Below are 12,401 nucleotides of genomic sequence, written 5' to 3'. Positions count from 1 at the left end.
GCGCCGCATCGAGTAGCCCATCTGCCGCAAGCTGCACCCGGAATTTTGAAAAAATGAACCGGATAAAGAGGGATATCCAGCCATGTTGAGTGGAAATTTAGCCTTTGTTGCCCTGTTGGCCGGCGGCTTCTGTTTCGCAGCAGGTGCAGCGCTTGCTCAGGATGAACACACCAAGCCGCATCATGTTCCGCTGCAGAAAACGATCGGAACGGTGACGCCGACAGGACCCGTACCTTCGTTGGCCGTCATCAATGCCACAGGCGCAACATTGGAAAACAACAAGTTGACGTTAACCGGCGTTTCGCCGAACTCGATCCTGTTTGCTGACCGCCCGGTCCGAGCCGCAGGTCACGTGGCCACCGAACAGTTCATCATGCAATGGGACGAGGGAAAGAATAATTTCGCGAAGGATCCTCCAAACGCTACGGTATCTGTGCTCGGTGGGGATGGCTCGGAAGTCAGCGACGCCGTCGTAACGCTGAAATCGCCCAAGATCGAAGGCAACAATCTGACGTTCGAAGTTTCAATACTTGAAGACAGTCTCAACGGATCGAGCGGTCCGGCCGCGGTGTTTATTGATGATTTCAGCAGCGGAAGCATCGGCACTGGTGAAACGCGCGGCGATGAAGAGGGTGATCGTGCGGGATACGCCCAAACAAGAAATACCGATGTCGGGCATCACGGGAGCTACTGGCATGCACCGGTCTATCACGGCGCCTGGTATGCCAGCACGCTGCCTAGTATCGCCTCGGAAGCCGCAATAGGAGCTGAGGACCCCCGCCCGTATTACGACAATGACACTACCTGCATCGATACTCCCTTCCAGGTCTGCTATTGAGATTTGCCAAATATCAGCACCGGGACATGGAAAGGCGGACCGCCTCCGCGCCAAGGAGTCAACCGCTGGCCGGCGACGCACGTGCTCGATGTCGCCCGCCTCTACAGGCTGGCGTCTCCCCTTGACCTTGCTCGTTGACTTCGATCATTGATCATCATCGTCTGGACTGGACCTCCAGACCGTACGGACGAGCAACGCAATGAGATAGAATGAGACAAAAAGGACGACGGCTGCGGCCGCGTAGTGAACGTTCTCCATCAGCTTGCGATGGTGCCGCTCGAGCAGCTCGCCCATGTTGTAGGCGATGATCGCGAAAACGGTAAGCAGTGCAGCCAGCAGGAACGGCCAGCGCTTCTTGATGAACGCTACGATCGTTCGCAACATGCGAACCTCCCTGAAGAGGATGGGATCATACTTTTGCAGTTCTGAATCCATCGGTTTACCTGTTGGACGGAGTGTGGGCAGGGGCAGAAGGGGCTTCTGCCTAAGGTTGGGCGGTGCGATGCTCGTTACGGGCGGCTTCCCAAACCTCCCGTGCGGCATCGGCATTCATAGCGGCGATGGCTAGCCCGACAATGATGTCAGGCCAGGCCGAGTGCCAGACGAAAGCGGTCAACACACCTGTAGCGATGATGGCGATGTTTGCAATCGCGTCGTTGCGGGCGGAAAGGAAGGCGGCGCGCGTCAAGCTACCGCTGTGGTGGCGGTAGCGAGTGAGCATCAAGGCGCAGGAAAGATTGACGACGAGCGCACCCAGGCCGGTCAGCGTAAGAGGCAGGGGATCTGGCGCCACAGGGGCCATGAACTTCTGCCATGCGGTCCAGATGGTCGCGATGCCTGGCACGAGCAGGATAACAGCGAGCACCATGCCGACGCGGGCACGGTTGCGCGCGCTCCAGCCGATGGCGATGGCGATCAGCAGATTGATGGAGGCGTCTTCAAGGAAGTCGATGCTGTCGGCAAATAGGGATACCGAACCGATCGACAGAGCCACCACGAACTCGATCCCGAAATAGCCGAGATTGAGAAGCGCGACCTGCGTCACCACCCGCTTCAGGCCCTCGCCCATGAACACCGCCATCGTCAGTCTGTCTCCTCCACTGGCTTCGAGGCGCTGCTGCGTGTTTCCTCATGCGCCTCGAACACCTGCTTGGCGAAGGTGTCGAGCAGGGTCTCGCAGGCTTTGAGCCGTTCTTGTGCTTCGGCTGCCAATGGAGCGCCATAGAAGTCGAGCTTTCCGATCTTCTCGAGCCAATCCTGAAGCTTCTTCAGGTCGGCGTCGTTCTCCTCAAGCTCCGCATAGGAAAACTTGCCCACCGCCGTTTCCTTGGCGATCTCTTTTTCGAAGTCGCTGCAGCGTTCAAGAAACTCGTGATAATGCTCGTCCCGATCAGCCTTGAAGCGGACGATCACCTTTTCCTGCTGGCCGGGATCGATCGCGACGGTCTCCAGAATGACGGCCTCTCCACCCATTTCCACAATATCGTTCTCGAGCATCTTGAAGCGGCGGACGTGTTCATCCGTCTTGGGCAGCATGCAAACGCCGTTTTGTAGGTAAACAGCACCTAGCCCCTTGATCTTGCGCCAAAGCGCCACCCGCTTGGTCGCGGGATCAGATGGAACTTTATACGTCAGCAGCAACCATGAAACCTCGGTCATGGTTTACGCCGTAATGTAACGGTCGTTGCATGTCAATCACTACGGACGTTGACCAAGTCTATGCAGACTGCTCAGCGGTTCTTGCTCAGCTACCAAGTCGCGCACAACGAACCTGCATCGAGCGGAGACAATGAGCCGCAAGCTTGCAATTATCGCGGGAACTAGGCAACGAGGTCGTTTATGAGACCGATACAAATCCATTGAATGGCTGGGTGAGAACGGCGCTCTCGCGGCAACTTGGCGATGTCCGCCGCGTTGACCGGACATGACAGAGATGGCGAATGCAAGGGTTTTTCGGTTTCACCCTGCAACCGACGAAACGGCAGTCGAGCGGCCAACCTGTCCGGCTCTACCTCACGTCCGTGACGCCGCCGGAGCCTCGTATCGCGGCCGGGGATTGCCAGCGAAGCGATGAGCACCGGTGTGACTGAGCCTGCTGCCGGTATCGAGCCAAATCTCTCCGCCGAGAGCTCGCCAGCGATGACAGAAGGCAAAGTCCTCGCTGAGATAGATGCCGGTCTCTTCCTCGATAAGGCTCTCAAAGAGCGCATATTGCGTAGCTGGTGTGCGTTTGGCGCCGGGATAGGCGTGGATCGCACCGTAGCGCAGGTCAGGATAGGCAGCGATCATCTTTTCGATGACAGCGCGCTTGATCAGAAGCATCCCGGTGCCCGCATAGATCGCGGTGACGAAATCGCCGTCCCATTCAGCATTCGGACCAGTCAGTGGCGTGCCTACATAGTGCAGTGCGGCTTCCGCCAGAGTTTCAGCATCCCTCAAGGGTGCCTTCGCGGCACTGCTCCAGTCATAGTCCTTGATGGGGTACATGGCGGCAACCACATCCTTATCGACGTTCAGCAGCCGCATAACCTGCTCGGGCTCGAAGCTGATGTCCGCATCGACAAACAGCATATGGGTTGCCGCGGTATCATTAAGAAAGTGCGAGACGAGCGTGTTACGGCTGCGGGTAATCAGCGCATCATTGCCGAGCAACGCCAGCGTCAACTGCACGCCGGACTGCGCACCGACCTGCATCAGGGAAATGATGGATTGCATATAATCCTTGGCGACCATACCGCCGAAACAAGGGGTGGCTATGAAGACAAGCCGGTTTTCGGTCATTCGCCAGATATCCCTTTTCCGCTAGGCGCGCTCGGCAGAATCTAGGGAGATTCGATGTTTCTGTGTGTGCCGAATTATTGAATTTTGTTTCTGGCGACTAGGCGTGACAACTTGATATGAGCGGTGCCTTCAGGGGCGCCGACAGGCCCTGGAGATGGAGCTGGAAACGAGCACATCGGCGGGGCTTTACAAGGTTCGCACAAGCTTTCCTGTGCAAGCTCAAGCTGTTGGGGAATACCAGATCGAGATTGTGGACTGCCGATAACGCCATGATGGCGGCAACTGTCATGGCCTATTTTTTCATCCGTCTTCCGGTCGCGCATTCGCGCAAGCGAGGACCAGGAAGAAGCTTGGCCTCCAGTATTCGGTAACTTTTATTCGTCTGCATTGATCTCGAAAGATGCACTGCCGCGTTCATCGCGGCATGGCAAGCGTAGAGTCATGTAAGCGTAAAAACCAGAGTCCGTGCCAACGCTCGCATCTGGAGGTCCCCTTGACGAGCATTACATCAGTCTTATCAAATAGTTATTATCAATATCAAAAATCCGGCTCGACATCGTCTTCATCAGCTGAATCCGTGTCGTCCATTCTGGGCAGCAGTTCGTCCAGCAAGAGCTCATCGTCCTCTTCGTCTTCTTCGACAGATGATCAATCCTTGATATCGACGGCCGAGCAGCTCGTTTCGCAGCTCATGAACATCATGCTCAATCTGCAGTCAAACGCTTCGGGCGACGGATCCACCTCGGATTCGGCTGACAGCTCCAGCAGCACATCGGCTGCTCAACAGTCTGGCGGTTGCAACGGTCAAGGCGGCAGCCAGAGCAACAAGATTGCTGCGATGGATACGAACGGTGACGGCAGCATCAGCGAAGCGGAATTCGTCGCCGCGCGTCCGTCCGACGTGAGCCAGGATCAGGCTACTACGCTGTTTGAGAGTTTCGACACCAGCAATAGCGGATCGTTGACGGAAGACCAGGTGGCAAGCGCGATGCAGTCCGGTGGACAGCCGCCGGCGCCGCCTGCCGGACAAACGCCGAGCGACGACCAGCTCTCCAGCATGTTCTCCGCAATGGATACGAATGGCGACGGCAATGTCAGCCAAGCGGAATTCGTCGCTGCGCGTCCATCCGACGTGAGCGAAGAACAAGCCACAAATCTGTTCGACAGTTTGGACACGACAAGCTCGGGATCCCTGACGCAGAGCCAGTTCGAGACAGCGATGAAGGCGCAGCAGCCACCGCAGCTTCCGGATTTCGGCTCTCTGTTCGCCTCGACTTACCAAGACACCACCACGAGCGACCTGCTTACTGTCTGATTGAAAATGACGCCAGCAGTTCACATTCAATAATTTCTATCGGCCGGCAACTTGAGCAAGAGACGTTTGAAGCGTCTCGCCCAAGTATGCCGGCCTTTCTTTCATAAGCGATCCGATCCGGGCGAACACATATTGAAGGGTCGGTCCGCGCGCGATGAACGCGACGGCTCGAAGGGCGTCCAAGCTTGGCATTTCGGGCGACCTGAGCGGACGCGATGGCGACCCCCGCCACAATAGCGTGGCCCAAATAGCTGTAACCCGCCATCGCTGGTATCCTACGGTAACCTACCACCTATCCACCGTATTTTACTAGGATGCTCGGTTTGCCTGTTCTATTATTCTCTAAACAAGCGGAGGGTAATGTCATGGCTGAAGAAGAGAAATCGGGTCCTGGTCCTTCGATGATCAGCGCGGAAGAATTGCGCAAACGAGCGCTTGAGTTGCAGCTCGTGGAGATGCAACGTGACGAAAAGATCAGAGCACGTGAAGCCGAAAAACATGCGGAATTTATCCAAGACTTCTTTCGAAAACATATCAGCGACAAAGAGCGGGACATGATCCGCCGGGTGGTCATGAAGGCTGTGGCAGACGGGAAAGTCGAGGCACTGGTCTACAGCTTTCCATCCGATTTTTGCACCGATAGCGGCCGCGCCATCAATAGCCAGCGCTCCGACTGGCCTTCGACCCTCCAAGGAAAAGCGAAGGAATTGTACGATCTTTTCGATGAAGTGGCCCGTCCCAAAGGCTACGGGCTGACAGCCGCGGTCATCAATTTCCCCGGCGGGGTGCCGGGCGACATTGGCTTTTTCCTGAATTGGGAAGCCCCGTCGTCTGATATCTGCTGAAGTTTTGACGCAGGGTTAGAGCCGGCGCCTGAGGCTGCCGGCTTGTTCGGTTGGTTTGAAAGAGCGAAGTCCGCCGCAAATGCTGCCGCTCCGCTCTTAAACACCGATGGCATTGGAGATTGGGACAACTCATGAGGACAAGAGAGATCGAGCGGAAATTTCTTGTCCGGAATGACACGTGGCGCTGCAAAGCGCTGCCGGCCAGTGAATTGCGGCAAGGATATCTCCTGTCCGACGCCGACAAATCGGTCCGTATCCGATTGATCGATCGGCGCTTCGCTTTCCTGACGGTTATTCGAGCGACAAGGGATCGTTCGCGACGAGTTCGAATACCGCATTCCGCTTGACGAGGCGGAGGAATTGCTTGAACGGGTCGTCGGAACGGTCATCGAGAAGTCCCGATACAAGGTGCCCAGATTCGTCTGGGAAGTCGACGTCTTCCACGGAGCGCATTCCGGGTTGACCATCGCCGAGATCGAAATGTTCCGCGAGAGGGACAGGCCCGTATCGCCACGCTGGCTAGGACCGGAGATGACCGGGGATAGGCGCTATTCCAACCGGACTCTTGCGACAACCACAGAGAAGCCACTGATCCAGCCCCGCCTATCTAAGGACAACAGGGCCATGGCTGTCGATGAGGTGCTCGACCTCACTCGCCAACGATCGACCAATTGTGGTCCGGATTGAATTCCTTGATGGATTCGGCGATCTTGGTGGTATCCTCACCCAAGTCTCGCTCGTAAATCACGCTCTGGTCGCTGATGATGAACGTCTGTACGCCTGTTTCACGATATTTGACCGGCCAGGCAATAAGCGCAAAGCCATCAGTCATGTGGCCGTTGACCACGTAGCTGTGTCGCCCTCCGAAAACATTCGGGCCTTGGCCTTTGAGAATGCGGTATCGGTAGCCGAAATAGCCTTCGCCCTTGAGCGCTTTTCCGAATGCTGCACTTTCGATCAAGTCGCTGGCGGGACTTGCGTCGTCTTCGCTCTCAGCCGGCCAATAGAGCCCGTTTCTTTTGCCTTTGTCGCTTATCAACACCTGGGCATATTCATGTATGCCGTCGCCATTTCTGGGCTCGCTGGCGTAGACATGCTGGGCCAGGACATAGTCGTGCATCGTCTGAATGGTTTGCAGCTCGTTTTCGCCAATACGCCGATTGAGAATCTCTTCGAGACCGGCTTGCGTGTCGAAGGCCCATTTCCCATCCTCCCGTTTGACCAGGGGAAACGGCAGCGGCCATAATTTGTCTCCGACAGCAACGATCTTGCGGTCCCAGATATCTTGTACGGCAACCTGCCTTGCCGCACCCTCCTTGATGAGACCAAATGCAACAACGGCTTCCTCGCTCGCCTTCAATTTCGCGGCGTCAAGCCCCAGTAGCTGCGCCAGGCCCTCGACATCATCGGAAGCCATTACTGCCTTGAAGCGATCGATGGCCTGCGACGGCTGATCGAACTCAGGCGACTTGCTGCCTGAAGCGAAGCTCTCGAGTCTTTGCCGGTTCTGTGCCATTCCGGTGTGCCCGCTCGACAGGGCCAGCACCGAAGCCCCGATGATCAATGCGGCCAGCTGCATTCCGCGCGTCGTTCTCATTGCACTGTCTCCCCGGAAAATATCGCCTGCCTATCTTCTGCCGCCTCTACCGCCGCCGCCTCGGCCGCCGCCACCACCCCTACTCGGCATGGGACGATGTCCGCCGCCACCGCGATGGGCCGTCGGCCTCGGGCCGCCACCGCGACTCGCTGATGCTCTGGGGGCCGGTCGAGAAGTGCCCCCCATGCTCTGGCGGCCACGCTGGGACGCCATGGCCTCCCGGCGGCCTGACGACGGGTTGCCGAGCGCCGAAGCCTGGCGGCCTCTGTTGTCAGGCCTGGAGGCCAGCTTCTGATTGTTTTGACGAGCTGCGTTTGCATTGCCACGGTTTGCGCCTGACGCCGCCCTCGGTCCCTGGCCGTCGCCACGAGCCGCCGCCGGCCGATTGGCTGCGTTCGTCGGTCGAGCCGTCGGCCTTTGTTGCAAGCCTTGCATCGTGTCTCTGCGGACATCAGCAGCGCGGTTAACGCGATCGCCTGCGACACCGGTACGCTCCCGATTTACAGTCTGAGCGCGGTTGCGCAAATCGTTGCGGCTATCGGACTGAAGATTGTTTCTGATCGTGGACCTGTCCATATTCGCGAGCTGTTGCCTGTCGATGTTCAGCTTGCTGCGATCCACATTCTTCCAGTCGATATCGTTCCATTTGACCTTGCCGTTGAAATTCCTGTTGTTGAAACAGTTGTTGCAGTCAACATCGACGTCTCCGCGCCAGTTGCCGCCCCATACTCCCCAGTTATCCCAGTTGACGGCTGCAGCCCATACGGCGCCGGTCACCGCCGCGGCGAAGAAGGCCGCTCCGGGATAGTAATAGTTTGGGTAAGGCTCCGAATAGTAGGAAACGGGCTGCGGCGCATAGCCAGTCTGATAAAGCATTTCCGGCGGATACTGCGGGACGTAGATCTTTTCGGGATTGGTCGGCTGAATGATGACGTTGTCGTTTTGCGTCACCACAGTGATCTTTTCATCGGTCTTGATGATGCCTTTGGCGACAGCCTCGTCGCGCAACTGCTGGATAGCGACCAGCACATCTTTCTGCTGGTTCGTCAGGGCATTGCCAAAATCTTGCGTCCATTCCAAGTCGTCGCTCATCATCTTGACGACTTCCGGATAGTTCAGCAGCGAGATGACACTGCCGTCCCAATCACTCTTTGGTTTGAGATCCGCATTCTTCTTCTTCGCTTCCAGGAAACGGGAAGCCTCGACTATTTGAAGCGGGAAAAGCGACGCCGCGGAGATGGCCGCCACCAGATCATCCGGATAGAGCGCGATACGGGCGACGAGGACTTCCAGCTCGTCGTCCGAAAGTACCGCAGGCGCTTCTTGAGCCGTTTGCGCCGCTGGCGGATTGGTTGCGGGTGCTGTTTGCGAATAGGCTGGACGCTGCTCCTGCATTACAAGGAATGACACGACCGATAGGCCGATAACAAGCTTTTGCACTTTTATCCCCATGATAATGCCTCCCCCATAGCGATTGATTCCAAACGCCGATTACGCCCGCAGCAAGAACGGCTTGATGGAGCTCCTTTCGGATCCCGCATCACTTTCAGATTTGCATCGGTTGCTTGCCGAGAAACAGGCCTCAAACCGCAATAAGAGCTACTTGCCATGTCCAACTGGTTTGCGTGCGATCACATCGCAGTTCCCGCCAATGACATCGGTTCAGCCCTACCGATGGCCAGGAGCATATTACATCCGGTTGCATGTTGAATGTATCATACACGAAGTTACGGCGGTGCGTTCTGCAGGCGGGTACGCGGCTCTCGCCCCGGACACGCAACACAATCGGCTTGCGGCAGGCAGTCGTCACCCGCTTGAATGGTTCCATTTCGTGGGGAGCAGAACTGGTACTATCGCATGAGGCTAGGCGAATAATGTGTCTGGTCCCTGGAAGGAGCCCGGGGACGGTATTCGCAAACGGTCAATCGGCTGCTCCCCATGACAAGAGCCACAAGCCTCTTTAGCAAAGATTAGCCGGATAGCGGTTCCTATGCATGTTGCGGGCTTTCAAGCTACCAACCGGTAGCAATGGCTTACCTTCCTGCTTGCCTTGACCAACGCAAGCATTTTGCTTTGGCGGAAACGAAGGATCGCCCTCGCGGCGCTGCGACCTCAATGCCGGTGGGAACAAGAACGTCCTGCGATGGTCTGCAGATTGCAAGCGCGCACCCCATCGGCGAAGGAGCACCGGCCAGTGCCCAAGTCGGCTGCCAGCAAGCGGCGCCCAGCCGCCGGACGGCGGCACGGGGGATGTTACGCGATGCTACACACGCTGCGACGGTCATCGCATTAAAATCCCACTTGCCGACCACGACGAGGATAAGCAGTTGGATGAACTACGACTTTCTCGAACATTGCAGAGGCTGATCGCAGCCGTGGCGGCGGAGCCGGTCCTTTTGACCGACGCCCCTCGCAGAAGGGAGTTCTGAATGGCCGTCAGTTTTCGTCTGCCCATGTTGCGAGGCCTGGTCGGATTTCGCCCGGACTGGCTGCGCAGCGACATCCCCGCTGGACTGTCGATCGCGGCGGTCGGACTGCCCAGCGCCATAGCCTATCCCGCCATCGCGGGACTGCCGCCGGAAACGGGAATTTATGCGTGCATTGTCGCTCCCATCGCCTATGCTCTTTTCGGCCCCTCGCGGGTATTGGTGGTCGGGCCGGACGCTGCGACGATGACAGTACTCGCGGCCGCAATGAGTGCGATCGTCGCGAGTTTGCCAGCCGGGGCTCCGGTCGATCGCGTGTCAATCGCGGCGGCTCTTGCGCTGGGAGTTGGATGTTTCTGCTTTGCCGCCCGGCTGTTGCGCCTCGGCGTTGTGGCGAATTTTCTTTCCCGGCCAATCCTTGTCGGCTTCTTCGCCGGCGTGTCGCTTTCCATCATCGTGGGTCAGATCAGCCGTTTCACCGGCGTGCGCATTGAATCGGACGGCCTGCTGGCGCCGGTGATCGAAATACTTCGCAAGAGCGCATCGATCCACTGGCCGTCGTTGCTATTCGGTCTTGCGATGTTCTGCCTGCTTTGGATCGCAAAGGCCATGCACTCCCGGATACCAGGGCCGGTGCTGGTGGTTGTCGTATCCTGTCTGCTCTCTGCCCTTTTTGATTTTCAGGGGCGAGGGATTGCTGTGATTGGCGACATTCCTCGTGGACTCCCGTCGATTTCTTTGCCCGCGATCTCGCAGATGCCGCTGGACAAGATTGCGCTGGGATCGGCCGCAGTCTTCCTCGTCAGTTTCGGCGCGGGCCTCGTCGCTGCTCGCAGCTTCGGAACGCGTGCAGGCGAAGAAGTCGACGCCAACCAGGAGCTGATCGGGCTGGGCGCCGCCAACATTGCTCCGGGCCTGTTTGGGTCTTTTCCGATCAGCGTATCGGACTCGAGAACAGCGATCAGTTTATCGGTCGGCGGCCGCTCGCAAGCAGCCGGTCTGGTGTCCGCGGCGACTTTGGTTGCGGCACTGGTCTTCCTGCACAGCGCCCTGCGCATCCTGCCTATTCCCGCTCTTGCCGCTATATTGGCGACCGCTGCGATCGGCCTGATCGATGTTCACGAACTTCGGAAGATATGGCGCATCAGCCGGATGGAGTTCGTCTTCGCACTGATCGCCATGTGGGGCGCCATCAGCTTCGGTGTCTTGAATGGCGTGATCGTCGCCATAGTCGCGACAATGGTCTATCTCCTGCGCAAGACGATGTATCCTCGTGATGGGCTTCTGGGTCGTATTCCAGGCCGTGACGGCTTTTACGATATGGGTCGGTATCCGAATGCTGCCGGGATTGAAGGGGTAGCGATATGCTTCATTCAGGGCAGCGTCCTTTTCTACAATGCCGACTATGTGCGAACGCGACTACGCGACATTGCGAACGATCTCCCTCCAAATATCAGCCGCTTTATTCTCGATGGCAGCGCGGTCGTGTATCTCGACAGCACTGGAGCGTCGGCGCTTGATGCCGTGCGCTTGGCCCTGCAGGAGCGGGGTATCGTCTTCGGGGTCGCGGAGCTGAACGCCGAGGCGAAGGCGCTGCTTGAGCGCGCGGGCGTTGCCAAAAATATCGGTGCGGAAAATTTCTTTAACGACAAGGAATCCGTCGTCACGAGATTCCATCTCCAGAAGGAACGCGACGGGATGCCTGCTCGCGGCGGAGGGGAACAGACATCGTCACCCAGGGAGGGAAATCATGAACAAGACGTCTGATGTAGATCAAGAAGAAGCAGCAGGCAGCCGCGACAGCAAGAAGAAGAAAAACAAGAACTATGAAAAGGAGATCGGCAAACTGCAGGTCGAGCTCGCCCACCTGCAAGCTTGGGTCAAAAGCTCCGGCGCCCGCATCGTGATCATATTCGAGGGCCGCGACGCCGCCGGCAAGGGCGGCATGATCAAGCGCATCACGGAACGCGTCAGCCCGCGCGTGTTTCGGGTGGTCGCGTTACCTGCCCCTAATGACCGGGAAAAGTCGCAGATCTACATGCAACGCTACATCGCCCATCTTCCGGCAGCGGGAGAGATCGTGATCTTCGACCGCAGTTGGTACAATCGTCCCGGCGTCGAGCGTGTGATGGGCTACACTCCCGAAAAGACGGCCCGCCGTTTCCTCGAGCTCACCCCCCGTTTCGAGGCCGCCATGGTGGAGGGCGGCATCATGCTGCTCAAGTATTTTCTCACCGTCAGCGAAGAAGAACAGGAACGTCGTTTCCGCCGAAGAATCGACGACCCGCTGCGGCAGTGGAAGCTCAGCCCCATGGATGTGGAGTCCTATCGCCGCTGGTGGGATTACTCGCGTGCCTATGACGACATGATCCGAATGACTGACAGTGAGCACGCTCCATGGTGGATCGTCCCATCGGATGACAAGAAGCGGGCTCGCATCAATTGCATCTCGCATATTCTGAAGTCGATCCCCTACGAGCGGGTAAAATTCGACAAGCCGGACTTGGGCAAGCGGCAGAAGCGGCCGGCGAACTACATCGAAGACGCGAGCCTTCGCCATGTCGTACCCGATCTTGCTTGGTAGGCAGCGGGATCAGCG

The 12,401-nt window shown here is 57.7% G+C and carries 11 protein-coding genes and 1 pseudogene; 6 read left to right on the top strand and 6 right to left on the bottom strand.

From position 1 onward, the window contains the following. Positions 1–82 precede the first annotated feature (82 nt). On the top strand, positions 83–838 hold the full coding sequence (locus CCGE525_RS24015; protein WP_120706867.1) for a hypothetical protein: 756 nt from the start codon (positions 83–85) through the stop codon (positions 836–838). 144 nt (positions 839–982) lie between these two features. Here the strand turns inward: CCGE525_RS24015 and CCGE525_RS24010 are convergent, their stop codons facing one another. From CCGE525_RS24010 to CCGE525_RS23995, 4 genes are all read right to left on the bottom strand, one after another. Beyond that, positions 983–1,222, bottom strand: coding sequence for a hypothetical protein (locus CCGE525_RS24010; protein ID WP_120706866.1), 240 nt, complete (start codon positions 1,220–1,222; stop codon positions 983–985). Between the two features lie 100 nt (positions 1,223–1,322). Beyond that, positions 1,323–1,919, bottom strand: a complete 597-nt coding sequence (locus CCGE525_RS24005; RefSeq protein WP_245472275.1) for a cation efflux transmembrane domain-containing protein — start codon at positions 1,917–1,919, stop codon at positions 1,323–1,325. 2 nt (positions 1,920–1,921) lie between these two features. Then, entirely contained in the window at positions 1,922–2,497 is a 576-nt protein-coding gene (locus CCGE525_RS24000; RefSeq protein WP_120706865.1) for a Chromate resistance protein ChrB, read from the bottom strand. Positions 2,498–2,851: 354 nt separating this feature from the next. Beyond that, on the bottom strand, positions 2,852–3,619 hold the full coding sequence (locus CCGE525_RS23995) for a hypothetical protein (protein ID WP_120706864.1): 768 nt from the start codon (positions 3,617–3,619) through the stop codon (positions 2,852–2,854). A 493-nt stretch (positions 3,620–4,112) separates the two neighbouring features. Here CCGE525_RS23995 and CCGE525_RS23990 point away from each other — a divergent pair, with 493 nt between their 5' ends. From CCGE525_RS23990 to CCGE525_RS39085, 3 genes and pseudogenes are all read left to right on the top strand, one after another. Continuing rightward, on the top strand, positions 4,113–4,934 hold the full coding sequence (locus tag CCGE525_RS23990) for an EF-hand domain-containing protein (protein ID WP_120706863.1): 822 nt from the start codon (positions 4,113–4,115) through the stop codon (positions 4,932–4,934). 365 nt (positions 4,935–5,299) lie between these two features. Further along, positions 5,300–5,779, top strand: a complete 480-nt coding sequence (locus tag CCGE525_RS23985) for a hypothetical protein (RefSeq protein WP_120706862.1) — start codon at positions 5,300–5,302, stop codon at positions 5,777–5,779. 131 nt (positions 5,780–5,910) lie between these two features. Next, positions 5,911–6,466, top strand: a pseudogene (locus CCGE525_RS39085) (CYTH domain-containing protein). On the opposite strand, the gene CCGE525_RS23975 reads toward CCGE525_RS39085, so the two are convergent. Further along, on the bottom strand, positions 6,429–7,376 hold the full coding sequence (locus tag CCGE525_RS23975; protein ID WP_120706861.1) for a DUF2950 family protein: 948 nt from the start codon (positions 7,374–7,376) through the stop codon (positions 6,429–6,431). The pseudogene CCGE525_RS39085 and the gene CCGE525_RS23975 sit on opposite strands and share 38 nt — an antisense overlap. Before the next feature lie 30 nt (positions 7,377–7,406). Next, positions 7,407–8,828 carry a DUF3300 domain-containing protein gene (locus CCGE525_RS23970; protein WP_120706860.1) on the bottom strand — a complete coding sequence of 474 codons (1,422 nt, stop codon included), beginning with the start codon at positions 8,826–8,828 and terminating at the stop codon, positions 7,407–7,409. 977 nt (positions 8,829–9,805) lie between these two features. Here CCGE525_RS23970 and CCGE525_RS23965 point away from each other — a divergent pair. Beyond that, positions 9,806–11,569 carry a SulP family inorganic anion transporter gene (locus CCGE525_RS23965; RefSeq protein ID WP_120706859.1) on the top strand — a complete coding sequence of 588 codons (1,764 nt, stop codon included), beginning with the start codon at positions 9,806–9,808 and terminating at the stop codon, positions 11,567–11,569. Beyond that, the gene (gene ppk2, locus CCGE525_RS23960) at positions 11,553–12,386 is read left to right on the top strand and encodes a polyphosphate kinase 2 (RefSeq protein ID WP_120706858.1); all 834 of its coding nucleotides are present in this window, start codon (positions 11,553–11,555) and stop codon (positions 12,384–12,386) included. Before CCGE525_RS23965 ends, ppk2 begins: the two co-directional genes overlap by 17 nt. Positions 12,387–12,401: the final 15 nt, after the last annotated feature.

It is taken from the genome of Rhizobium jaguaris, assembly GCF_003627755.1.
In the GTDB taxonomy this organism is placed as follows: Bacteria; Pseudomonadota; Alphaproteobacteria; order Rhizobiales; family Rhizobiaceae; genus Rhizobium; species Rhizobium jaguaris.
This window is presented reverse-complemented; position numbering and strand designations above follow the sequence as displayed.